Source organism: Bowmanella denitrificans (assembly GCF_039522935.1).
Classification (GTDB): domain Bacteria; phylum Pseudomonadota; class Gammaproteobacteria; order Enterobacterales; family Alteromonadaceae; genus Bowmanella; species Bowmanella denitrificans.
On sequence record NZ_BAAAEI010000006.1, the window covers coordinates 956521 to 983136 of the forward strand.

The 26616-nt window shown below is 51.0% G+C and carries 13 protein-coding genes; 5 read left to right on the top strand and 8 right to left on the bottom strand.

Annotated features, from left to right (window positions below; translation table 11 throughout):
- Positions 1-4: 4 nt before the first annotated feature.
- The 4 genes from ABD028_RS07140 to ABD028_RS07155 all read right to left on the bottom strand — a co-directional run bounded on the left by ABD028_RS07140 (position 5) and on the right by ABD028_RS07155 (position 9899).
- Positions 5-3889, bottom strand: a complete 3885-nt coding sequence (locus ABD028_RS07140) for an ExeM/NucH family extracellular endonuclease (protein WP_343843471.1) — start codon at positions 3887-3889, stop codon at positions 5-7.
- 338 nt (positions 3890-4227) lie between these two features.
- On the bottom strand, positions 4228-5400 hold the full coding sequence (iadA, locus tag ABD028_RS07145; protein WP_343843473.1) for a beta-aspartyl-peptidase: 1173 nt from the start codon (positions 5398-5400) through the stop codon (positions 4228-4230).
- Positions 5397-6893: a putative basic amino acid antiporter YfcC gene (yfcC, locus tag ABD028_RS07150; RefSeq protein WP_343843476.1), complete on the bottom strand. Its 1497-nt coding sequence runs from the start codon at positions 6891-6893 to the stop codon at positions 5397-5399. Before yfcC ends, iadA begins: the two co-directional genes overlap by 4 nt.
- 72 nt (positions 6894-6965) lie before the next feature.
- Positions 6966-9899, bottom strand: coding sequence for a TonB-dependent receptor domain-containing protein (locus ABD028_RS07155; RefSeq protein ID WP_343843478.1), 2934 nt, complete (start codon positions 9897-9899; stop codon positions 6966-6968).
- Between the two features lie 393 nt (positions 9900-10292).
- Here ABD028_RS07155 and ABD028_RS07160 point away from each other — a divergent pair, with 393 nt between their 5' ends.
- Positions 10293-12032 carry a cyanophycinase gene (locus ABD028_RS07160; protein ID WP_343843481.1) on the top strand — a complete coding sequence of 580 codons (1740 nt, stop codon included), beginning with the start codon at positions 10293-10295 and terminating at the stop codon, positions 12030-12032.
- Positions 12033-12082: 50 nt separating this feature from the next.
- Here ABD028_RS07160 and ABD028_RS07165 read toward each other — a convergent pair whose 3' ends face one another.
- Complete coding sequence (locus ABD028_RS07165; protein WP_343843484.1) at positions 12083-13273, bottom strand: GGDEF domain-containing protein; 1191 nt, start codon at positions 13271-13273, stop codon at positions 12083-12085.
- A gap of 124 nt (positions 13274-13397) precedes the next feature.
- Between ABD028_RS07165 and ABD028_RS07170 the strand changes: the two genes are divergently transcribed.
- Complete coding sequence (locus ABD028_RS07170) at positions 13398-14252, top strand: esterase/lipase family protein (protein ID WP_343843487.1); 855 nt, start codon at positions 13398-13400, stop codon at positions 14250-14252.
- 124 nt (positions 14253-14376) lie between these two features.
- On the opposite strand, the gene ABD028_RS07175 is transcribed toward ABD028_RS07170, so the two are convergent.
- From ABD028_RS07175 to ABD028_RS07185, 3 genes are all read right to left on the bottom strand, one after another.
- Complete coding sequence (locus ABD028_RS07175; RefSeq protein WP_102796166.1) at positions 14377-16020, bottom strand: response regulator; 1644 nt, start codon at positions 16018-16020, stop codon at positions 14377-14379.
- Positions 16021-16135: 115 nt separating this feature from the next.
- Positions 16136-18442 carry a patatin-like phospholipase family protein gene (locus ABD028_RS07180; RefSeq protein ID WP_343843489.1) on the bottom strand — a complete coding sequence of 769 codons (2307 nt, stop codon included), beginning with the start codon at positions 18440-18442 and terminating at the stop codon, positions 16136-16138.
- Positions 18443-18482: 40 nt separating this feature from the next.
- A complete protein-coding gene (locus ABD028_RS07185) occupies positions 18483-20516 on the bottom strand; it encodes a winged helix-turn-helix domain-containing protein (RefSeq protein ID WP_343843492.1) in 2034 nt (677 codons plus the stop codon).
- 155 nt (positions 20517-20671) lie between these two features.
- Between ABD028_RS07185 and ABD028_RS07190 the strand changes: the two genes are divergently transcribed.
- The 3 genes from ABD028_RS07190 (at position 20672) to ABD028_RS07200 (ending at position 26590) form a co-directional block, all read left to right on the top strand.
- Complete coding sequence (locus ABD028_RS07190) at positions 20672-22927, top strand: CocE/NonD family hydrolase (RefSeq protein WP_343843494.1); 2256 nt, start codon at positions 20672-20674, stop codon at positions 22925-22927.
- A gap of 141 nt (positions 22928-23068) precedes the next feature.
- On the top strand, positions 23069-24484 hold the full coding sequence (rimO, locus tag ABD028_RS07195; protein ID WP_343843497.1) for a 30S ribosomal protein S12 methylthiotransferase RimO: 1416 nt from the start codon (positions 23069-23071) through the stop codon (positions 24482-24484).
- A gap of 174 nt (positions 24485-24658) precedes the next feature.
- Positions 24659-26590 (top strand): tetratricopeptide repeat protein, encoded by a 1932-nt coding sequence (locus tag ABD028_RS07200; RefSeq protein WP_343843502.1) that lies wholly within the window; start codon positions 24659-24661, stop codon positions 26588-26590.
- Positions 26591-26616 lie beyond the last annotated feature (26 nt).

Below are 26616 nucleotides of genomic sequence, written 5' to 3' on the forward strand. Positions count from 1 at the left end.
TAAATTATTCAGTGGCACAGCCAGTGCGAGTGCACAGACGGCTCATCATTTGTACGTCACGGGTATTCACTACACCGTCTTCATTCAGGTCGAAGGCCATATCAATTTCCTGTCTGCTAGCGATGGCACGCATCAGGGCGCTGATGTCGTTGCGATCCACATCGCCGTCACCATCAAAGTCGCCGGTCACAGCCACACCTTGCAGATTAAAGCTAACCAGCACCGGATCGTGGTCAGACACACGATAGGGGTTGGCTGCATAGAACTGCGGATGGTTGTATTGGGTATCGTAGTCAAGCGCACGTGGCTCATCGGCATTGATATGCCATTCGGTGACCCCCTGCACTTGTGCCGCCAATGCATCGCTGGCGATAGCATGGTCCAGATACCCCATCTCACCGCCAAAGGCGTAGGAATAGGCTTCTGCACCCACATGGGTTTCAACCAGGTTGGTAAAGCCATTGCCTGTAAAGGCACGAATCGGGTCTTCCTTGGCGTAGGCGTTCAAGTCACCAATCACCAATTGATTGTCGTTACTGCTTAACTCGGCATCAGTGGCTAACCAATTGATCAGCGCCTGAGCCTGAGCGACACGGGTAGCGTTGTAACAGCTTTGACCATCGCCCTGGTCACTATCGGCACCACTGGCACCGCCACAGCCCTTGGACTTGAAGTGATTCACTACCACTGTCAGCTCTGCGCCATTGTCTGTGGCCGCAAAACGTTGTGCCAGAGGCGGACGGCTGAATACACTTTGGTTGTTGATACGGCTGGCACCTTGCAGACTGACCGCCTGAGGTTTATACAACAAACCTACCGCAATCTCGTCCGTGCCGATTTTGCTGACACCGGGGTTTACGTAGGCATAGCGCTCTTCACCCAGATGTTGGTTAAGGGCCTCGGTTAACTGGGCGATAGCGCTGAGCTCACCGTAACCGTCGTTTTCAATCTCCATCAGACCGACAATATCGGCATCCATGGCTGCCAGCGCCAAGACCAGTTTGTCCAGTTGACGTTGATACTCGTTCAGATCATCAGCGCCCCGTGCGGTGGGGAATCCGCCGCCCTGGCCATTACCGTTGAAGAAGTTCAGCACGTTCAGGCTGGCTACCGTGACGTTACCACGGCTCAGCTCAGGTGCCGGTGTTCTGGCATTACTCTGCACAAAGGTAGGTGCCTCGGCAGGAATAATGCGATAAGCACTGAAGCTGTAATCCAGGTTTCCTAACAATGCAGTGACAGTGTCGCCGGTACGCAAAGTATTATTGGCAGACAGATTACCCGTTGGATAAACCACAGGATCCGGGTTCTGAGCACTGATAGTGTCGTCCAGAATAATGCTGTTTAAACGGTTACGCTCGGCCAGTGCAATTGCTTCAGGCGAGCCTGGGACATGCAAATTGGTGGGAATGTAGTTACGGCCATTGCCCAGCCCCACATCGCCGTAGCGACCCAGGTTATAGTTGTCGGTAACACTCAGAACATGGCTGAAATTCACCAACATACCTTCCAGGGATTCTGGTACACCGGCATGCTCAAACGGCAAGCTGATGGTGACAGGTTCAACCGCTGCCGAGCCACAAGTTAATGGCTGGCCTTCTGCCGTAAGTTGCGTCTTAGTAAAATATTCAGTGACCTTACCTTTAACCCTGACCACGTCACCCACTGCAGGCAAATTGCTGTCGCTGCCCTGATAAACAAAAATCCCTTCAGAGCTGTTGGCATCGTTGTCCCACTGACTACGCTCTTCCTGCACAAAGTAACCACGCAGATTGGCCACAGAATTGGTCACCACGCCTTCGATAACTTTGCTTTGGTCCTGCACAGGTGAGGCAGCACCATTACCCTGAATGGCACTGATCAAGGTGGCTTCATCACCACATTGGCCCAGTTCAGCATCCGGATCACCACCAGGATCGCCACCTGTATCACCATTATGGCTACCCAGATTGGTGAATACATTGGTGCCCAGGCTGATCCACTCCTGGTTGTAATCAAAGGCATCCGAGGAATCGGTATCGCCACTGATAATCTCAGGCTTGCGCACCAGTGTCACATCAACTGCGAAGTTATTGCTGTTACCCACTTGGCCAAAGCTGTCAACCAGTTCACCATTCTTGCGCAGTTCCAGTACGTCATTACCGTTAAAGAAGGTCACTGATGCGGTGGTATCGGCCACTGCCAGAATATCCGCATTGGAGCCGGAGTTGGCAATCACATAAACACCACCAGATGGCAGTGTGCCTTGCAGATCCAGGCGGTTGCCGGCCGAGGTAGAGCCATTGGCATACAGCAGTACCTGGTAACCAGACAGATTCAGGCTGGCACCTGTGGCATTGAATAGCTCAATGGCCTTGTTATTACCACCCGCCCCTTCAATGTATTCGGAGAAAATCAGACTGGCGTCACCCGGCTCCTGCGGCTCACCACCATTGTCACCACCGCCATTGTCGTTGCCGTCGCAATCGTTGGCTTCATACAGCACGTCCACCCACTCGGGGTGATCGATAAAGGGATTCCTGTTGCCCTGGAACTCATAGATGGCGTCATTGCGCATTTGCTCTGTGCTGTCTACCGGATCAGCATTGTGCCATTCAATCAGACGGCAGAGTTTGCCAAGTGCCGCTTCACCAGGCCCGGTCAGGCGGTCCACCAGTTGTAAATCAGGTGTTGTGTCGGCACCTTCATAACGGGTATCCATATAGAACATCATTCGGGCCACATCGCCTTTCACCGCATCGCGGGGCTCAAATGAATCACTGTCAATTCGGTTTTGTGGAGCTTCACTTAAGGGGGCATCGCTGTCATCGAAGTCCAGATTGCCACGGGATGAATTGACGGAAATGTCGCTGGGGCGTAAATGATGGATATCGGTATAGGCTTCAAACGACTGGCTGCCAAAACCGTGGCTGTTAGGCCAGACGTGTTCACGGTTCCAGTTGTCAGGGTTACTGCTCTGGCTGCCGCTGCCATTGCTGGATTTGGCAATGGACGTGCCTTTATAGATTAAGGTCACATTGTTGCTGTTCTGCGGGTCCTGATCGGTTGCGGTCAGGGCTGTCCAGACTTCGCCGTAGCTCAGGACACGATGATTAGCACTGATGGTGTCGCTTAGTACCGCTTTGACTTGTCCGGCACCGGCATTATTGTTTAGCGCCGTGAACACTTGTGCATAGTATTGGCCGTCACTGAACTGACTGGCATCAGCAATTTTATCCAGGTCAGGGCAGTTAAAACATACGCTGCCATCGATGCCATCATCGTTACCGCCGTTGTTGCCGCCGTCACCCGGATCAGTCTGCGGGCCGTAAGATTTAGCCGGGAAAGGCGCACCGGCTGTGGCATTACTGCTGGTACCATCCAGCGCATTGGTGCCACTGAAAGTCCAACTGGAAACATTGAAATTTGTGCCATCCGGACCGGTATTGGCGCTACGGTAAGCCCAACCGTCCAGATAATCCCATGCTTGTCCGCTACCATCTACGCTTGGGTCGCCAAAGGTATCCACCACGACGTTGTCACAGAACACTTCAATGGCATCATCACCATTGATAGACGCCGCACCTGAGGTGAAATCCGGTGCAAAACCGAAGAAACTGGTAAAGCCTGAAGTTTCAGACGCGACATACAGGAAGGTTCCGGCGCTTACCGACTGAGCGGGGAAGGTAAACTCTTCGCCGTCGGTGCCGCCACCGTTATTGGCAAACCCCACACCACACTGGCTAAGGTCGGCAATATCTTTGGCCACATAAAGCTCTACGGCCTTGGGAATGCCACCGGACAGAGGGCCATCTATCACGCCGGTGAGTACCAGGGAATCAGCTGGGGCGGCAGTTGCCTGAATCGACGCCAGAATGGCGACTGACAACAGAGTCAGTTTTGTTTTCATCGTCTTTCCTTTCAAAGTGTGTTGCATTGAAGCATCCAAATGAACCCGCAGTGGATTCGGCTGTCGGAAACGTATTCAATTTTGTGCTTTGGTATAAAAACAGGAAGACGTCATAAAAATTCATAACTTCTTGTACATATATGTTAAAAATCAAAAAGTTATACTTATTAAGTAAAATTACTTAAAGGGATAAGTAAGGCTGAAGGGGTCAGGGTGATTAACAATTCTGCAAAGATTGTAGAAATTTATCAGGATTTGTCACCGGTGACAGTTTAATGACAGCTTTGCAACGACAGGCAGGAAATGTGACATGCCGATGTACCGGCATGTCATGTTAGTTATTCAAAGGTACCTTTAACCAGGGGGACACCTTCCGCCACCATCTGTCGCCCTTTGGCATATACACTGTCGATAGCCAGGGTATCGTCATCGACTAGCAGCAGATCGGCATCTGCACCGGAGGCAATCCGGCCTTTGCCAGTCAATCCCAGGATCCGTGCCGGGGTTAGCGTGACCGAAGTAAGGGCTTGCGTAAGTGGGACATTATATTGCTGAACGGCTTCGACCATCGCCTGGTATAAACTGGCAACCTGCCCGACTTCCAACCCAATCAAACGGCCATGCGCATCAAACAGGGGTAAACTGGCATTACCGTCCGAACTCATGGTTAACTGGCTGACCGGCACGCCCCGCTGCAAACACATTGCCAACGCTTTGGCGGCCGGAATTTCCCCTTCGGCAATAAACTGTGCATTGGTACTGGTGGTCATATCCACAAAGCCGCCCTGCGCAGCCCAGGCCATACCCGCCTCTAATAAATCCAGATTGCGGTTAATATGGGTGGGATAAAACTGTGAGGCCGGAATATCTGACTCTCTGACAACCTGTTCCAATAGCGCCAACCGGCTGGCTCCCTCTCCCACATGAATACTGACAATACCGGCCTTACCACTGAGCATACCGCCAATTCTGGCCTCAGAGGCAAGACGCATCAGTTCCTTGGCACAAGGCTGTGATGAACGGTGATCGGCAATAGCTACCTCGCCAATACCAATAAACTTGTCAATCAGCACAATATCGTCGGTGATATTGCCCGTGATAGTTCGTGCCGGTATCTGATAAGAGCCGGTGTAACAGTACACGCTCAAACCTTCAGTGCAAAGCGCGCCGGCTTTGGCAAGCAAATCGGTCAGGGTGCGGGTGGTGGCATCGGTACCAAGCGCACCAATCAGGGTTGTCACACCGCCCAGGGTGGCATCGGTCAGGTTCATCTGCGGCGTCCGGGTATGAAATCCACCTTCCCCACCACCACCGGTAATATGCACCAGGCTGTCCACCAGTCCTGGCAACAGTAGTTTGCCGCTGCCATCGACGACATGAAGTGTATCACCTTGCAAATCAAGATGATGACCCACCGCCAGAATCTGCTGGCCAGCAAAAAGTACGTCTTGTCTGCCCATATCTTGTGGGGCAAACACATGGGCATTCTTAATTAGGGTTAAATTGTTCATTGATATCCTATCGTTACTGCAATCAACATAGCTGACGCGGCCATGGCCATCAGCGCCAGCATGGGTTTCCAGGCAAAGCGTGCCCATACCGCCCAGTCAATTCTGGCCACACCAAGGCAACCAATCAGGGAGGCCGAGGTGGGAATAATGATGTTGGTCAGCCCGTCTCCTAACTGAAATGCCAGTACTGCCGTTTGCCTTGATACGCCGACCAAATCAGACAGCGGCGCCATTAGTGGCATGGTCAGGGCCGCCTGGCCCGAACCAGAGGCAATAAAGAAGTTAAACAACGACTGAAAGCCCAGCATAAACAGCGCGGAAACGCTTTCAGATACGCTGGACATGCCGCTGCCAACATAGTGCAACAGCGTGTTCAGCACCGAGGGGGTGGTGGCATTATCGCCACCAAGAATCAGCACAATGCCCTTGGCCATGCCAACAATCAGGGCGGCAGGCAGCAGATCTTTGGCGCCTTGCTGAAACGCCTGAGAGGCCTGATTCAATGTCATGCGCCCGGCCAGCACCGCAATAAAAGCTGCGGCAATACCCATGGCAAAAAACTGACTGGCAATCTGCGGAATATAATATTGATGGAAAGTAACGCCCCACAATACCCATAGAATCCCGGCCAGCAGGCTCAGCAGTATAGCTGCATCGGCCTTGCTGAAATGATTGCTTAGCTGCGCTTGCTGCTGGGCACGAAAATAGTTGTCTGCGCTTTGACTGAGACTGGCTGCAGGGTTAGCCTTCACCCTCGCTGCATAGCGCAACGTAAACAACATACCGCATAAGGTAAACACCGCCCACAGGACCATCCGGTAACCACTGCCGGACATCAGCGGTACATCGGCAATACCCTGCGCAATCGCTACACTAAAGGGGTTCATCCAGGAGGTGGCAAAGCCAATTTGCGTGGCAATATAGGTAATAAGCACGGCGGTAATGGCGTTATAGCCCATGGCAATCACCAGCGGGGTCAGCACAATACAAAAGGCGATAGCCTCTTCGCCCATACCAAATACGGCGCCGCCCAGGGAAAACAGTAAAAACATCAGTGGCAGGATCAGCCTGTCGGCGCGTCTGGTACGGTTGATCAGGGCGAGGATGCCGTTATTCACCGCGCCGGTTTGCATAATGATGCCAAAGGCGCCACCCACAATCAGAATAAAGGCCACCACCCCGACAGCAGCCCCCCATTTATCCCCCGACACCATGCCTTCAAAGGCATAATTCAAAAAGCCCTGGCTGCCCTTTGCATCAAACAGCCCGGCCTGCCCCTGCGAATCTTGAGCAAAGCGAAAACTGTCCGGCCTGATAAGCTGGCGAACCTGGGTTTGGCCATTGATGTTTTGCGTCACTTCTTCTAATTCAAAGTAACCAGCAGGCAGCAGATGAGTCAGTAATGTGGCCAGGGCCACCACAAAAAACAGGATGACAAAGGCATCCGGCATGCGACTGGAAAGCCCCTTGGCTTGATCGTTATCTTGTTGCATAGCATATCCTGGCCGTAAACGTTGGCCTGATAAGTGAAGAATTTTGGGGAGGCAACCCTCCCCACACTAAACTTAGAAACGGTAGGCTAACGATACCTTGTAAAGGGTGCCGTAGGCATTATGATTAATCGAATCAAAGCCTCTGGCCGAGCCGTAAGCTTTGGGCGGTTCACGGTCAAACAAATTGTCTACCGACAGGCTGATACTGGCGTTATCAAACTCATAACCTAAGGTTGCCCTGACTGTGGTCCAGGCACTGACATCGCGCTTGCCATCGGCGTCTAACTCGCCCAAGGCGTCCAATTCATCCAGTTCCCGGCCCCGCAAACGTTCGATATCATCCTCATAAGCGCCTGTGTAGTAAGCCGTCAGACCTGCGTACCAGTTATCCTGATCCCAGAATACACGTGCGGTAACGATATTCTTTGGATAACGCCAGGTACCAGCCAGCTCTTCAATGTCATCTGAGCCCGGCTTATTGCGTTCATAACTGATGTAATGGGTGGCATCCAGGCTGAAGCTCAATGCACCGGATGCAAATTCGAGGCGATGGTCAAAGGTCAAATCCAGTCCGGACACGGTTTGCGTACCGGTATTTTCCAGCAGCAGTACATGGTCGCGATACAGTTCCAACTCGGCATAGCGTGGGTCGGCATAATCCACCCAGGCATCCAGTATTTCCCTGAGGTTCGCCCCCTGCTGTTCAATGGTCAGGCCCTGACTGTCGGTTACATCACACATTTGTGGATCGTAGGAAATCCCCATTTGTCCTTCCGGCACCAGACCGCAATGACGCAGCGATGCATCAGCGATGGCACGATTCAGTACCCCTGTCATATCCGTGTCCACCAGCTTCTCGTGATCAAAACGCCAATAGTCCAGGGTCAGGCTGGTATTGCGGGTAGGACTATAGCCGAATCCCAGGCTGAGCGATTCTGACTCTTCGGCCTGCAATTTAGGATTCCCCAATTCCAGTACATTATGACCACGCAAATCCCCAAAGCCTTCACAATAAAGGTCGGCCACCGCCTGGTTCGCCGAGCAATCAAAGGATGCACGGGTGGTGCGCAGTTTCACCCCCGCCTGAGTGAGTGAAGGAGCCCGGAAAGACGTTGCCCAGGATGCCCGCAGCACCCAGTCTTCGCCCGGCCGGTAGGTTAGCGCTACTTTTGGATTCAGATCGCCACCAAAATCATCATAATGGTCGTAACGACCCGCCAGTTGCATTTCCAGTTGCTCCGTTAACGGGATATGTAACTCAGCAAAAGCGCCCCATTGGGTTCTTTTCGCCTCGGATAAACTGGAACCAAAACCAAACACATCCACCAGATAACCCTTATCGAATCGGGCCCTGGCATTCTGCGACGGTACATCGGTAATTTCTTCCTGCCGCACTTCCACGCCAAAAGCCGAACGAATCATATCGTCGTTAAATTCAACCAGGTCGCCGGAGAAACGCAGATCCCAGCCATAAACCCGACTTTCACCTTTGCGGGTAGGCTGTTCCTGAGCTGTGGCCAATATGCTGTCATTGCTGGCATCACCACTTAGAAACGGGTTATAAAGGCCAAGCAAATCGCCGCTGTTACAGTTTAGATTTTCCCCATCGTAACTGGCCAGGCTGCCGTCTGAGCAAAGCTCACCGGCCAGGGCTGCATGATATTTGTACCGGTTATACACACCCGCTACCGCCACCTGATCAGACTCAGATTCTGACAGCGTCAGGGCCGATTCCCAGTCCCAACGTCCAAGGGTGCCAGACAAACTTGTTACCAGGCGAAACGCATCGCTTTCAATCTCTACGGTCCGGGGGGTGGCAAAGCGCCCATCGAACATAAAGCCCCAGATTTCACGGCCAGCTTGGGTATCAAAACGCTGAAAATAAATGTCATCCATAAGCTGGTTGCGAATGGCATCAGGAAAAATATCAATGGCTGTTTCTTCAGTAAAAGGCCCTTCAGAATCATCAATTCTGTTAATAGGCGATGGGCTGGAATAAGACGTGGACTTGGTGCGGGTATAAAAGAAGTCGGTTTTCCAATCCAGTCCGCCCAGACTCTTTTGATAGGTGAAACCTGCAGACAGGCTTTCCAGCGGCGTTTCCAGCCAGTCATCTTCGTTACCATAATAGGCACAAATGTCTTCACCGAATTCCGTCTTCACCAAAGGGGTGGCGCAATTCGGATTGGCAATTTCCAGATAATTGCCGTCGGCATCCGTCACATTGGATGAGTTGTAGTAGATATTCGGGGTTTTAGACAAATAGGAATAGCTGCTTTGCAGCACTGGCATTCGAGTTGACTGTCGGTCGGTGGCTCTAAAATCCTTGCGGTCATAATAGTCCATAAACAGCATCAAATCGCCGCCGGCCAGCTTGTCGCCCCAAATGATATTCAGGTTCAAGCTACCTTCATCAGAACTGGCAGTGCTATTACCGTAAACGGCATTGAACTCTGCCCCCTGAAAATCTTTTTTAAGGATGTAGTTAATCACCCCGGCCACCGCATCAGCACCATAGGTTGCAGAAGCGCCGGTTGCCAATACCTCGATGCGTTCGATAGCCGCCAGGGGAATGCTGTTGATATCGACGAAGTTCTGCGTACCAGAAGCAAAAGAACTGGCCGCAATACGCCGACCATTAATCAGTGTCAGTGTGGCAGAAGGCCCTAAGCCACGCAGTGAAGCGGCAGCTTGTCCAGCGGGGGTCGAGGTTGACGTCGCACCACTTTGTGAGGTGGAAAAAGATCCTTCGCCGCCACGGGTCTGAGTCAAGGTACTCATCAACTCAAACACCGTGGTGGCGCCGGATTTGCGAATATCCTCGGCGCTGATAATGGTCAGTGGCTGCGCCCCTTCCATATCCACCCCTTTGATGTGAGTACCTGTGACCTGAATTTTCTCCAGATCACTTCCATCCTGCAGGGTAGGCAGATGACTGGCCTGCTGAGCCAGTGCATAACCCGAAAAGCTGAAGGCCAGCGCCATGGTTAATTTGCTGAATTTCATGTTCGAATACCTGTCGCATACCGGGCGCATGAACGCCTCAAGGGCAGTCCAATGCGACCGGAAATTAATCGTTATGTTTTTTAAATGCAGATGCAGTGCTGCCTGAAGCAACACTCAGCGATAACGCGAAAGGCAGTTTCTACTCGTCAAACCACTCTGACAGGTAGAAGCTCTTGTAATAGTAGGTGGTCAGGTTGACCGCTTTTTTTAACATGAAATCTTCTGGTTTTGGCTAATAAGTCGTCAATATTTATTCAGTATCAGACGGTCGTCTGAAGGAACAATTAATATTTGACACCCAATTAGAGATACCCGTAGCGTAAAATCATGTCAACAAAAATTTAACTAAATAAAATGAGCATATCTGCTAAAAGATTCGCCTCTTTAATACTTTTGTTTGCATTAAGCAACATCGAGGTACATGCCGCCAATGGCAGCGAAAAAGAGACTAAAACACAGGAAAGCATCAAGTTAAATGCAAAACAACATCAGCTTATGCTGGTGGGTGGCGGCCTGAAAACCTGCTCCAGCCTGAGCCAGAAAAATTGTCTGACTGCCCGGTTTGATGAACAGGACAAGCAGCAGAACCTGTATCAATTTTCACCAAATCGGCTAACCGCCCTGTATGCTGCCCCGCCCTTTTTGCAGCAAAGCGAAAATTATCGGCAGGATTTCAGCCGGGTAATACAGCATATTTATTCACGCCAGCAGGATAAACTGCTGACCCGAACACAACTTCGCGATGCCTTTGACCGCACCCAGTTCCAGCATATCAACGGCGCCATTTTCTATGATGAGATTCCCGCCATCTTGTTTGATGCCATGCTGGATTATCTGGAAGTGGCGCAAACAGACAGCCACGGCCAACGCAAAAAAGAACGGGTGGATCTGGCCAACAACAGTAATCAATCCGCCCTGAGCATTTACCAGCATTTTGTCGCCATGGCCCAAAGCAGAAGCCCATCAGCCACGCACGGCAAGGCCAAAATAGCTGTTATAACAGCGTCCAGTCGCGATCCCTTTGAATCCGCAGATTTTTATACTTCGGTATTTACCCAGGCCGGTGCCGATGTCTTGTGGTTACCACTGGACCAAAGCTACCAACAGGCCCGGGCACTGGAAGCTCTGGGGTTACCCGGCTGTAAACAGCTAAGCACCGTGCGCGCACACAATGGCAGTTACAACCGCGAAGCCATTTACCCTGAGCGTACCCAGCAGCAACAGCACTTTTGCCAGCATCCCGAGCTGATGCTGGAACAGTTAAGTCAGGTACAGGGGGTGTTTTTCAATGGTGGCGATCAAAGCCGTACCCTGGCGGCTCTGACCCTGCCAAATGGTGCAGATAGCCCGGAACTGACAGTGATAAAACAACGACTTGCCGCTAACCTGATGGTGGTCGGTGGCACCAGCGCCGGCACGGCGGTGCAATCAGGCAGCGTATTCTCAGGCAGACCCGTGCCGATGATCAGCAGCGGTACATCAGAAACGGCATTTAAACGAGGTGCATTTGCCGCGGCACCACCACCCGAGTCCTGCGCCAGTCACAGTCCTTGCATAAACGGCCTGATGGGCGGCGATCTGACCTACCGAGCGCTGGGCGGAACCGGGCTTTTCCAGCTAGGTATTCTGGACACACATTTTTCAGAGCGTGACAGAGAAGCCAGGCTAACCTTATTGGCGGCACAAACAAGCAGCCGCTTCGGTTTTGGTGTCGATGAAACCACGGCCTTGCTGGTCGGTTGGCAGAACAACGATCTTGCTATGCAGGTCATAGGCCAAGGTGGTGTGTTTATTGTGGACCTGGCCCACAGTATTTATAAATTGCAAGGCTCAAAACGCCAGGTGGTGGGTATGAGCCACTATCTGACTCATGGCGATAAAGTCGGCTATAACGATAAAACCCAAAGCTTGGACTTTACCCTGGCTCAGCCACAGCCATTTGAAGCCAACGAGGATGGTGTATGGCGCAACACAGTGCGTCAGGCTTGCGGCGCCACAGAGCCGCTTCGCTGGCAACAAGGAGATATTGCCATCGTACTGATGCCCAGTGAAGATACGCATTTCAATCACGCTCAACAGCAAAGCAACCTGACCTGCAGTTACCATAGTTTGCCATTTGGCATGGAAAACTAAAGCGCATTGAAACTTGAAAAACAACCAGATAACGCCAAAGCACGCTGGTGTTATCTGGATGGTTGCAGTAATGGCTTATTCACTATTTGTTGTTCAGATATCTGGGCGATTTCCACCCGGTTTTTACCAAGTTTTTTGGCCTGATACATAGCGGAATCGGCGCGAACTATTGCTGCTTCCAGGTCTTCCAGACTATATACCTGGCTGACACCAATACTTAAGGTTATGGTTCTGACAGACTTGGATACACAGCGCTCTGCCACCTGAACACGCATCCGCTGCGCCATCAACGATGCCATCTCCATACTGGTATTGGGTGCCAGAATCAGAAACTCTTCCCCACCAAAACGAACCAGCACGTCCTCGGCTCTGACAGTCTCCTTAAGCACCTGGGCTACAGCTTTAATAGCCTGATCTCCTTCACTATGACCAAACTCGTCATTCAGCTTTTTGAAATCGTCGATATCGGCCAGAATCACACAAACATTGAACTGGTAACGGCTGGCAGATGAAAAGACACTGGCCACAATACGTTTAAAGAAGCGGCGATTCTTAAGACCGGTCAGATTATCGGTATAGGCCTGCTCTTTAAGCTTATCAAACAGGTCATGAATATAACTCATGGCGACACCAGCAAACAGCAGGCACTCCAGCGTTAACGCCAACAACGTGACCACAGGTAATATACCCCCTACCGGATTAACCATTAGGTCATAAAAGGGCATGGCAACCAGCACCAACATCCAAATCATCAGTAGGGTGAGCTGAATTAAGCGGTCTCCTCCGTTGTGTGCCTGACGGCGTACAAACAAGAAACGCTGCGCCAGTAACAGCGGCACACTGTGATTGATAAAGGCAGAGATATCGCGTAAGTGCCCAGGATCTCCGGCATACCACAGCCACAATGCCAATGCCGGAAACAGCAGCAAGTGCAAAACCACCAACAAGCCACCGCGACGATTCAACGACGCATTAAATCGTAACCTGACTCCCTGATAAAACAGATAGAAGGCTGCGAGCAGGAAAAAATTCACCATGCCAACCGACAACGCCTGCCACTGCAGATATCTCAACGTATAGCCTACAAAGGCAACAAAACTCAGTACAAAGGCATACTGAAAACAAATCAGCGCTTTATGTTGGTGTTTTCTGGGCTGTTTGGGGAGAAGAAAAATAAACAGATAAAATGCCAGGGTGGCAATAGTTAAAACAGCAATATGGAAAACAACGGTGTCGGCCATGTTCTTCACAATTCACCCCAGGCTTCTACATTATGTTCACAGAGTGATTAGAATTGCCAGTTTAGCGCCGATTTGATTCAATGCGTTTATCTACCAAAGCCTGGTGCGCAGTGACGGTTGGAACATGGATGCCTGGTTGCTTTACTTGTTGATTTTACTGGCCCTGATACTGGCCTTTTACGGTTCGTCTTACATATTGTTGCAATGGCAGGTCAGCCGTTACTACAAACTCACCGGCAAATCTTATGCTGCATTGGGGTTCGTTGGTAGTGTACTGATGTTTGTGCAAATCATCCGTACCCTGGTTATGCTGAGCTGGTATTTAGTCAGCAAAAACAGACATGGCCTGAAACCTTTATATGCCGAGCCGGGGCAGAAAGTCTTACTCATCCATGGTTTGCATATGAATGGCAACTGCTTCTGGGGATTCAGGGAGTATCTGGAAAATGCCGGATTTCGTACTTACAGCATTAACCTTGGCAAGCCCTACACTCCGGTGGAACGTTATGTGCAACGCCTGCATAGGATCCTGCAACGTATAACAGGACCTGACGAGAAAGTGCATTTGGTTGCTCATTCCATGGGGGGACTGGTGATCCGTATGCTGCTGAAAGCACACCCGGAGGACGAAAAATATCTGGCTTCCATTTCTACCCTGGGCACACCGCATAAAGGTACTGCCATTGTCGGCGATTTTGCCCTGCCCTGGCTGAAACAACTGTTTCACCCCAACAGTCCGGGCCTTAAAGCACTACCCAATCTGGCCAGTCTGGCACCAGATATACCTTTGATGACGTTGGGCTCTTACAATGATTTGGTGGTTTACCCACTGGCTAACGCCATGCAACCCAAAGCCCGGCAGATAAAGCTGTATGCCATGAGCCATATTGGCATGCTGACCGAACAGCGGGTACATAAGAAAGTCTGTAACTGGCTGCTATCCCTGCCGCAAAATGGACAAAACAATTCAACGCAATAAATTTCAACAACCACAGAGGCACAGAGAGCTGTCATGAGTCCAGAGCTCTGTGTTCTCTGTGCCTCTGTGGTAAAATCAGCTTTTCCAAAGTGTCGACGTCAATAAACAGCTTACTGTAAGACCATTAGTGGGCGATGCCTACCACAGTGCCTAATTCCTGTTTAAAGTCGCTGAAAATGCCCTGTTGTTTTTCATCCAGGGTACTTTTCGCCAGAATTTCAAAGGTGCGCTGTGCCAGTTCCTTCTGATCTTCATCCAGCCCTTCCTGCTGATGAATGGCCAGCAGCACTTTGAGAATACTCAGCGACACCCGTACATTTTTCGGCGTCAGTTGTAGTGCCTGCTCCAGCGATTGTAAGGCCGGTACCATCTTATTGCGTTTAAACAGCTCCACAGCCATGGCGTTAAGCTGCTTGGGGGTGAAATGGATTTCGCTGCGCTCGCTGGTTTCCTGTTCGATATATTTACCTACGACCTGGCTGGCCAGGCTGTCGCCAGAAATCTGTTTACGCACCGCATCCAGCAGCGATACCGCTTCTTCACGTCGGCCCAGCTCGTGAAAGACTTTGACCTTATCCAGATTGTCCTCAACCGACGGCGTGGGGCGAATAGACACATGGGCATCAATCAGGCGTTCTGCCCGTTGACGTTCGTCTTTAGCTGTATGCAGTCGCGCCCTGACCACCACTAGCTGTTCTTTGAACTGGCCGATATCAGGGTAGCCTTTTTCCATTTCCGTGACATATCGCTCGGCCTGTCGCAACACCCGCATCGATGCTTCACCACTTAAGGTACAGGCCAGATCAATCCCTGAGCGGATTACGTTGAGCATCAACATGGGCGAATCATGCACCGAGTTTTTGGCATATTTGGCCATGGCCTGAGTGGCTTTGTACTGTCCTTCATGGTCATGGGTCAGACGGGCCAGATCCCAAAGCTTCTTATTACGTTCAATATTGCGTGGTGACAGCGCCGCCGCCTTTTTAATTTCTTCATAGGCGCGTTCATAATCCTGATGGTCGATAAAATACTGTGCCAGCAAATCATAGGTGGCAAAGCGGGTATCGGCTTTGTCGGTCATCTGCGTCAACAATTCCTGGATTTCATCCATTTTGTCTTGTTTCAGCAACGCCTTGACGTAGCCAAGATACACCCAGGACATCTTAGTTTGTTCCAGCAATTCACCAAAGTAGCGCTCTGCCTCGGCGAACTCGGTAATGGCCAGTAAGCATTCCCCTTTTATGCGCCGAAGTTGCATATGATATTTTGCCAGTTCAGGATTCAGCAGATGACGTTCAACAAAGTAAATAGCCTTGGAGAAATCCCGGTTATCAATGGCTTCATTGACGTTATACAGTTTCTTTTTCACTTCCAGCACATGCGGCAGGCGTTTATTCACCTGCGCTGGCGACAAGGGCTTGACCCAAAAATCGTCGGGTTGTAATTCCACTATGCTGTTAACCAGGCTCTCATCGGTTTCTGCACTAAGAAAGATAAGCACGGTGCGCTTGCTGACGTGACCTTTGAATTTAAGTTCTTCCAGCAGATGGAAACCGTCTTTGTCACTTTTGACGTTAAAGGCACAAATGACCACATGGAAGCGGGTCTGTTCGCAAAGCCGCAAACCATAATAAGCATTTTCAGCAAACTTGATATTACGAATACCAAGGTCATAAAGCGTGGATTTAAGGGTATCGTGAACCATGGGCTGGTCGTCGATAATCAGCACATTGAGTGCTTCGTAATGGTTTAACTCTTCTTTTTCCATCGGCTCGACCGCACACTACAACCAAAAAATACAGGATCAACCCTCATAGTATGGCTGAAAATACTTGAATGCCAGTGGAATTATTCACAATGCCACGCCAATTTACGCCATTGGGTTAGTAACTTTGCCCCAGGGATAAATACACTTGATAGGCCTTATCCTGATAAGCCGCTTCGGCCTGACCATAGCCCAGAAATACCGGGCCGATGGGGCTGTCCCAACCGGCAAAAATGCTGCCGGCCCAAATCCAGGGCGCAAGATTGTTGATATCGGGTTGCAGCCAGTTATCTTCGACCCTGCCGCGCTCCAGCGACACGCCTAAGTACAGCGGTGAATTAAAGAAGCCAAACTTATCTTCATGCAACTTATGCATGTATATCAAACTGCCAAACTGAATTTTAGGGCCGAACAAGTAGTTCTTAGGGTATCCGGACAGGTTAAATAAGCCGCCCAGGGAATATTGCTCCAGGGCAATATCACCGCCGTTAGAACGATACTCTTCAAAACGCCAGCGGGTCTTGAATAAGTGCGCCTGCCATTGTCGTGCCGCCACCAGTTCCCAGGACTGATTAATACTGTCTGAGTGCTGATTGGCAAAGCTGTCGTTTAACCACTGTTGCTGCGCCACAATCTTAAAACCACGGGTAGGAAAGGCGCTATTGTCGAGGCGATCCCAGATAAAACGCAGTTGTGGGCCCTGGCGGTTGTAGTGCAGGCGGTTAAAACCAAATTCATCGGCCAGACCGGACGGCAGACGATAACTGCCCTTTTTATCTATCCAGCCACCACTCAAGGTCGCATGGTCAGATAAATTCCAGCCCGCTACCAGGCTTAGCAAGGTTTCTTCGTTATAAAAATCCCCCAACGACAAACCACGACTGTCTTCCACCACCAGCAAACTGGTCTCTCTTAGCAGTTTTGTGCTAACAAAGGTTTGGCTGGAAAACAGCGGCCAGTACAGCTCGGAGCTGAGTAATTTGTCGGTACCAAGGGCCAGCTCTGAATGCCACTCGGCACCTAGCTTGGACAAGTTTGTCAGGGTGTAAGAAGCCCCAAGCTGCACGTGACGGTTACTGCGAAAATCATCTTCCAGCCAGAAGCGAAAGTTCAGATAACCGGGTCCCCAGCTTTTCTCTTCCGCCTTAAGCACCATGGTGGTTTCATTCTCATCGGTGTGATAAAGCTGATAGGACACCCTTTCCAGGGTATCCAGGCCATACATACTGCGGATGCCTTCCCTAAGCTGCTTTGAATCCAGGCCTTGTACGTCCCTGTAGCCCAAGCGCTCAAGCAGTACTTCATCATTTAGTAGGCTCTGATTATCGAGGATCAGGCGGTTGATATGCAGATCCGGTACCTGGGTCAGCCTGTGCCCGGTCTGCCATCGCTGATAGCTGTGCAATTCCTGACTGAAATCTTGTAACTCTTGCCCATGCAGTTGGGTAACACGTATACCGGCTGTGATAGCCTGGCCGAGGCTGGCGAAATCCAAGGTACTGATATCCTCGACGTCCGGGCGCAAATGCACATCCTGTTCGCTTAGCAGACTGAGTTGCCTGAGCACGCCCTGACGTACCAGAAAACTGGTCAGTTGCTCAGTAATGGCAAAGGCTGAATCCAGTTGTTCAGCATTTTTTAGCGGCCCGTCAATATCCACCGCAATAACCCGATCGGCTCCCAGTGCTTTGGCGACACTAACAGGTAAGTTATTGGCCACACCACCGTCCACCAGCAGTTTGCCATCCAGTTTCATCGGCCTTAATACGCCGGGCAGCGACATGGATGCCTGTACAGCCGCCAGCAAACTGCCTTTTTCCAACACGACTTCATCGCGATTGGTTAAATCAGTGGCTACAGCCCGAAACGGTATGGGCATGCGATCAAAATGAATCAAATCAGACTGGACGCCAAAGGCCTGCTCTACCAGGTCTGCCATGGCCTGTCCGGCTAATACGCCTCTGGGCAGTTTGACGCCATCCGGCCCAACCCCTAATTCAAGATGGATAGGAAAGTCATCACGTTGCTGCTTGCGGCGCATCGGCATTTCGTCCCGGTACACCCGGTCACGAAAACCTTCGCCCCAGTTCAGATCGCGCAATATGGCTTCAATCTCATCCGGACTTTTACCCGACGCATACAAGCCACCGACAAAAGCACCAATACTGGTGCCCACTACTAGATCAATAGGGATCTGCCGGGCTTCCAGCTCGCGAATCACACCAAGGTGTGCACCACCGCGTGCGCCACCACCACCCAGCACCAGTGCGATACAGGGCCGCCCTTCGACCTTATCACAAGGTGACAAAGGTTCTGCAACGATGGGCGATATCGTCGCAACCAACATTAAAATCAGGGCAATGCGCAGCATCCTGTCATATCCATCTATCTGCATTTTGGCCAGTGTAATCAATTTTACTGGCATTGACGCCCAACAATCACTACCGCGTAAATATTCAACCACATCAAGGACGGGTCTTTACCTGATAAATATCAACATTGTGCCCTTGTGGCAAAGACAGCACCAAATGCTGACCAACCACATCAAAGTCGGGTATCCCGGCCGAGTCAGGACTGCTGATCAGCACTTGTTGCTGGTCACTTTTGAGTTGGTACTGAATCACCTGGTATTCATCAGCCGTTCGCGTCAGATAGAACAGGCTGTACCCTACTTTCTTTGCGCGGTACAGGCCAATATTACTGACAGGTAAAGGTTGAATTGACGCTTCGTCACCATGGAACCAGCGCTGCTGTTGGTCCTGCCACAAGTTATCTGCGGGATCCGTGGCGTGATAGGCTTTAGCCCAGGTCTGGCTGTCTTGTGGCTCAACGACCTGGTTGGTAAACAAGTAGTGGAAACGTTGCCAGCGCCCCTGTTGTTGCTGACTAAAGGCCAGGATACTGTTATCAACAAAGGATATGGCACTAATGCGCGCCGCAGGAAGTGCAAGCTTGTGCGTTTTAGCGCTTGCCACCTCGATAACAAACAGGCTGTTCAGTGTTGCCAGCGCCAACCGCCTGCCATCTGCGGACCAGGCCATTTGCGTTAAAAACTCAGGCCTGTCGAAATGGCTTAATCTGCGACGCTGACCGGAGGCAAGCTCTACAAGCCATACTTGTTGCTTACCGCCCGTTAAGGTGACATAGGCCAGATACCGACCGTCTTGTGACAAACGTGGCAGACTATCATCCAGACTGCTGTCAGCTAAGGTTGTCAGGGGACTGTCGTCAGCCAATCCACGAATCACAATATCCCGGTTGATTTGCCCGCCCGAATACAAGTAATCCGCGCCATTGGGATGTCGCATCGGCGTGGCAATACTATGGGTGGCGCTATAAACAACCTGCTGTTTAGCACCATCCAGACTAAATCGTAGAAGTTGATTGGACGGCGGAGCACTCATCATCACAATGCTTTGTCCATTATGATCCCAGACAGCGCAGCATACATAGGCATCCAGACTAAATAGCAAACTGAGTCCACCGGTATTCAGATCCAGTTTGTAAAAACTTTCCTGCAACTCGCCATCCGGGCTGGAAATAAGCAACCAATCCTGTTTGGGATGCAAATCAAACTGGCTGTTTCCAGCCAGAACAGGGGTTGGCTGGGGCAATAACTGCTTGTCACCTGTTAGGCTGTTCAGGCTGTATAAAAGATAGGGAGCATCACTGTTTGCCCGCTCAGCCAGCAACATTTGGCCTGGCTGATGGCTAAACAACATTTTGCCAAAGCTGCCAGCGGGGCAGCGGTAGATGACATTCTGGTCCTTGATTTCCAAGCCATCTAGTGTGACCAGGATATATTGACAATCAGTATTGTCGGTATGCAGATACACCAGTTGTGAACCATCATGTGACCAATCGGCCGGCCCGCTCCAGCCGTTCTCACTGCTGAGTCTGACGGTTTTTTGCTGCTGAAGATCACTAAGCTGCAAGGTCATGGCAGTTGGTCGACGTTCAGAAAAAGCCAGATACCGCCCATCGGCTGACACTGCCGGAAAGTATTCCTGCCCACCTTCATGGGTGATCGCTTCCACCTGCACGACCTGAGCATCAGGCGTCAGGTCGATATAAATCCCCCCCAACAGGACAAGCAGAAACAGCGGTAAAAACAGCCATAGATACGAGCGCTGACGGGATGAAGGCGGTTCTGCAACGGACCGCTCAACAACCGGCATGGGACTATTGTCCATTGCCACTGGCTCAATAATCAGCCGATAACCTTTTTTGGGTAAGGTCAGGATAAACTTAGGCTGGGTTGATGAGTCCCCCAACACCTTGCGTAATTTTGCAATGACCCGATTGACAGCATTATCGGTCACAATGCGCCCGCGCCATACCTGTTCAATCAAACTATCACGGGAAATAATTTCGCCGGGATGGCGGCAAAAATACCCCAGTACTTCTGCCAGCATTGGCTCTAACTGCACAACCTGGCCGTCGTCAATCAGTTGTTGCTTGCTGTCACAAAATTCAAATTGTCCAATCTTCCAACGCATTGTCTGTCACAGGGCGAGTGTATCCTTGTTATTGGCGAGGAAAGGTATCACCGCACTGGCGCCAAGTCACTTTTAGTCACCTTAAATCACCTTTTTATCATGCAGTCTGAACGGCTGCTCGGCATGCTGTAGTCATCCCATCAATAAGGAACCACATGCAACGTCATCACATTTATTTGCCATACTGGCTGTTACTGGTGCTACTGCACATCTGCCCGATATTAAACGCCGCTCCCCAACAACACTTGGAGGTACAGAACAAACAACAGTTGGCACAGGTGCTTAACAGCCCAGCCTTTATTCAGTGGCAGCAGCAACTTGCCACAGAGTTACTTAGCGGGCAGAAAGGTTCGCTGAGCACTGAAGAACAACAAAAGCTCAGGTTGTTAAGTGGCCAGCGTTTAAGCGCGGATATTGATGCACTGGCTACCGGTCAGCCTGCCTGGTCTGCCTTCGCCTACCAAGTCTATCTGGCTGCCAGGCAACATCCAAAAGAGCACGACCATTGGCACAACGTATTCAAACAGCATGTCGCAGCATTATCAGATAACGAGTTTATCCATATCAGCAGACTAAGCGGTTATGACCTGGATATGGGGCTGAGCCGACTGCTGTATTTACTGCAAAACATGCAGACTGAAACGGTATCGCCGCATTCTCGCACAGCCAGGGCCCTGGCCACCGAGCTACAGGACTTCTATGTTTATCAAGCTCTGCTGCCCCAAGCTAAAACCTGGCTGAAAGACGAATACAAGCGCCGTTTTTGGGTGCAGGACAATTTACTGATAGACACAGGGGATGCCAAGGTTTCAGCGATACTGGTGCGTAGCAGACAGTGGAAGAAAGCGATGCCCACGGCCATGCAAATGAGCATCTACAGTGACGAAATGGCCAATCTGCGCGAGGCCGCCACCGCCGTGACTTATGGCTATGTGGGCCTGATTGTGGATAGCCGTGGTAAAGGCTTAAGCCCGAACAGCATTGTGCCTTACCAGTTTGACGGACAGGACGCAGCGGCCGTAATTAGCTGGGTTACCCGGCAGCCATGGAGTGACCAGCAAGTGGGCATGTACGGTGGCAGTTATCTGGGTTTTACCCAGTGGGCCGCCGCCAAATACATGCCCAGCGGGTTAAAGACCATCGTGCCCTTTGTACCGAATAACCCGGCCCAGGGACTGCCCTATGAAAATAACGTGTATATCACCGCCAACTACCAATGGCCCTTTTATGTCACCAACAACAAAAGGCTGGATAACAGCCAATATGCAGATCCGGGCAAATGGCGGAGCTTGATGAACCAGTGGTACTCAAGCGGTAAGGCGTTTGCCGAGCTGGACAAACTGGCCGGTCAGGCTAACCCCTGGTTACATAAATGGCTTGCTCACCCGGGCTATGACGAATATTGGCAGGCCATGCAGCCTCACGGCGAGGATTTTGCCAATATCAACATTCCGGTCCTGTCCTTAAATGGCTATTACGATGATGGCAATTTTTCGGCGCTGTATTACTACCATGAACATCTTAAATATCGTCCGGATGCCGAACATTATTGGCTGATTGGCCCATATGACCATACCTTCTCGCTCAGCGACCCGCTGCGAGGCTACTCCCTGGACAAGGTTGCCCATATTGACAGGAACAAACTAACCTTTGGCTGGTTTGATTATGTGATGAAGGCCGCTCCACGCCCAGCCCTGCTGAAGGATAAGATTACCTACCAATTAATGGGGGATAACAGCTGGCGTTATGCGTCTTCATTGGCGGCCTTGCATGAATCCTCAACGCGCTATTACCTGTCTAACCAGCAAACAGATAAAGGTTTCCTGCTCAGTGAACAACAAGCAACGCAGCAGACCTTACAACAACAAGTGGATCTGGCCGACCGCACCAGCAGCAATAACACCGATGCTTACCCCTGGCCGATTATTCGCGACCAGTTGGATGACCAAACCGGCTTGCTGTTTGTCAGCCCACCTTTTACTCAGGACATGCAAATAGCCGGTAGTTTTTCCGGGGAACTGGTAGTGACCATCAACAAGCATGATGTTGACTATGGCCTGACCTTCTATCAGCAAATGCCGGATGGTCGTTTATTTCACTTAAGCTACAGTATCGGCCGGGCCAGCTATGCCAAGGACAGACAACACAGGCAATTGCTAACCCCAGGCAAGCCAGCCCATATTCCTTTCTCACAGACCCGTATGACCGGCCGAAAGCTGGCGAAAGGCAGCCGTTTATTGGTGGTATTGAATGTGAACAAGAATGCCTCTGCTCAGGTCAATATGGGCACGGGCCAGGATGTCAGCCTGGAAACCGCGGAAGATGGCAAACAGCCGCTGCAATTGCAATGGCATAGTCAAAGCTATATTGATGTGCCACTTCAGACGCTGGCGCCCGCCGGGGCACCATAAGATTTCAGGTAAAACAACACAGAAACTGTGCATTTTTTAAGCTACCCTACTGCCATTGCCCAAGGCTTTGTGTATAATCCGCCGACTTTTTGCGGCCCACTCAGCGGGCCGTTACCCTAGCCTTCTAGCCAGCGAGACAATATGACCGTAGAGACCTATACCCCGAACCAGACCACGACACTGGATACCCCAAAAAAAGTCTTGGCCGAACAAGCCAAACAGGGACAGGAAGTCGAGATCAGCGGCGGTAACCGGATCGGTTTTATTTCCCTGGGTTGCCCTAAGAACCTGGTGGACTCCGAGCGAATCCTGACCCAACTGCGCACCGAAGGCTATGATGTGGTGAATACCTACAACGATGCCGACTTGGTTATCGTCAACACCTGTGGCTTTATCGACTCTGCCGTACAGGAATCTCTGGATACCATAGGTGAAGCGCTGGCCGAAAACGGCAAGGTCATTGTGACCGGCTGTCTGGGTGTCAAAGAAGATGAAATCCGCGAAGTGCATCCCAATGTGCTGGCCATTACCGGCCCGCATGCTTATGAAACCGTGGTGGAGCAGGTACATGACTACCTGCCCAAACCCGAGCACAATCCTTTTGTTAATCTGGTGCCGGATCACGGTGTCAAGCTGACCCCCCGTCACTTTGCTTACCTGAAAATTTCCGAAGGCTGTAATCACCGTTGTACCTTCTGCATTATCCCGTCCATGCGTGGCGATTTAGTCAGTCGTCCTGTGGGCGAAGTGCTGGATGAAGCCAAGCGTTTACAGGCGGCTGGCGTGAAAGAGTTGTTGGTGATTTCCCAGGATACCAGTGCTTATGGTGTGGATGTGAAAAACCGTACCGGCTTCTGGAACGGTATGCCGGTTAAAACCGGTATGACCGAGCTGTGCGAAAAACTGGCCGAGATGGGTATCTGGGTACGTTTGCATTATGTGTATCCTTACCCCTCGGTGGACAAAGTGATCCCACTGATGGCCGCTGGGAAAATTCTGCCTTATCTGGATATCCCGCTGCAACACGCCAGCCCGCGTATTCTTAAGCTGATGAAACGCCCGGCTGCGGCTGAGCGCACCAAAGAGCGCATCAAGGCCTGGCGCGAAATCTGTCCTGAGCTGGTAATACGTTCCACCTTTATTGTTGGTTTCCCGGGTGAAACCGAAGAAGACTTTCAGATGCTGCTGGACTTCCTGGATGAGGCACAGCTTGACCGGGTTGGCTGCTTTAAGTATTCCGACGTCGAGGGTGCTGCCGCAAACGATCTGCCTGATCCTGTCTCAGAAGAACTGAAACAAGAACGCTATGAGCGCTTTATGCAAAAACAGCAGGCCATCAGTACTGCCAAGCTGACTAAACGTATCGGCACCGAAATGGACGTACTGATTGATGAGGTGGACGAAGAAGGCGCCATCGGCCGAACCTACGCCGATGCCCCGGAAATTGACGGTGTGGTGTATTTGAATGGCGATACCGAACTCAAGGCTGGCGATCTGGTGCGGGTGATGATCGAGCACTCGGACGAATACGATTTATGGGGCAGCAGAATCGCTTGATTCTGGCCTTTGGTTAACAAAAACGCCTCATATGAGGCGTTTTTGTTATCGGCCCTGGCATTTGACGGCCTGTTTAGCCCGACAGCAAACTTGCCAACGTCACTGCGTCTGGGTCAACATATTGGGTTTACGCACTATTATCAGGCAACAAAGCATTGTTCTGGGGTAACCAATATGCAAGATAAACTGGACAGTGCCAGATCCTTGGTTGGTCAGGGAAAATATAAAAAAGCCCTGCAACTACTGAAAAAGCACCAGCAGAAAAACCCACATCCCTGTTATCAAAGCCTGGTATTGGAAGCTCAATGCCTGACCCATCAAGCCAGTTTCCAGCTCGGCTATTTAAAGTTTCAGCAGGCCCTGCAGCTTACAAAGGCTACCCTTGAGCAAAAATACTGCCTGGAGCAAATGGCAGCCAATGCCAAACTAATGGGCAAGCCGGAGGATGCATTGGATTGCCTGAAGCGGTCGCTACAACTGGATGGCTCGCCAGAATCTGCCGGTCAGCGATTTGCGCTGTTGCAGCTTGCCATGGCGCAGAACGACACCGCAACGGTGCAGGAATTTGCCCCTCCTTTACTCGGACTTAGCCAATACCATCTGACAGCTACCCTGCTGCTAGCCCAGGCAGCCAGTCAGAGTGGTGATGGGCAGCAGGCGCTGGGCTATTTGCAGCAATTAACCAGGGATATTGTTGCCGGAACCAGATTCAAAGCCAGCGCAGTTGAAATACAGCAGGTGATAAACGTTTGCCAGCAGTTGTTACCAGAAAGTCAGGCTAAAGCCCTGCAACAGGCACTAACCCCGTCTGATGCAAACCCTGCAACGGCGACACTCAATCCGCTAAATGTGAATGCAGATAAGCTGGCCAGCTCAGTGCCCAATACCGCTCACCAGGTTGAGGTTCTTGGCAACAACCCGGCGGCACAAAGCATACTCACAGAGCTGGTCGCGGAATTACAACACCGCGGGGCAGAGTTACACCCTGACTTGCAATTGATAGTAGACGGCGGCAACTTGTCTGTCAGGCTCAAGAATGCCAGCGAATTGGCTGGGCAATGTATGGCCATCCCCTTTACCGCCATGCCTATTGCTTCGGATTACCAATTTTCGGTAGACAAGCATCTAAACCTACAAATGCAGCCCAGGACCAAGATGCTGAACCCTTCCGCAGTCAGGGTAATGCAGCTATTGGTGGCACTATACAACACCTGTCATAAGCTTAAGGACTGGCGTGATAGCTACCCGCTATTTGCTTTGGCAGGCCATAAGGCAGTATTCCAAAAGCTGGTCAGTGCCCGAAGCGACCAGGACAAATTCCAACATTATTATGCTGACACGCAAGCAGAGCTGGATAATAAAGTTCTGCTGGAGAGCTTCTTTGCATCCAGAGTGCTAGGCGTCGCAGCACAGCAAATATCACAGTGGACCGGCAATCCTTGTGATACCGAGCAGCGTGTATTTATTCCTATTGCAGAACTGACCAATCATCAAACCGGTGCCCCACGATTCCAGTTCAACAGCCACAAACGTCTTTTCTCCAGTCACTACCCAGCCGGTCCGGCAGGCAGGGAAGTCTTTGCCCAATACAATCTGGATGATCCTGTATTGAGTGTCTTGCTGTACGGCTTTGTCGATACCTCAGCAAACTGGCTTTACAGCATACCCTTGCACTTCACCAGCCAAAGTGGTCTTAGCATCAGCCTGGCCAATGAGTTGCAGGTGGCGGATGCTGCGAAATTACCCGCACAGCTCGCCGATCTGGCTGAGTTTCTGCCTGGAGTGGTCAAACGCACAGACCAACACTTATATTTAAGCAAGCTGGTGATCCCCGACGCCAGCCGCACAGATACGCTCAAGCGCAGTATTGCAGCGTCGTTAAAAGTGGTCGACATAGACGGCCGTTTTAACGACCCAGCCATGTTGGCAACAGAGGTCAGACAAATAGAGCAACAGATAATCAAGGCTAATCTGGCATATTGGCGGGAGTTATCCAATCTGCTTAGTGAGCTCACTGATAGCATAGCTGCAGACACATTTGAAATGCTGAACAGCCTATGCCAATTTTGTATCACGCATATACGGGCATACAAAAGCCAATGCTAGGGACCTGGTAACTCAGCCTGCATTTT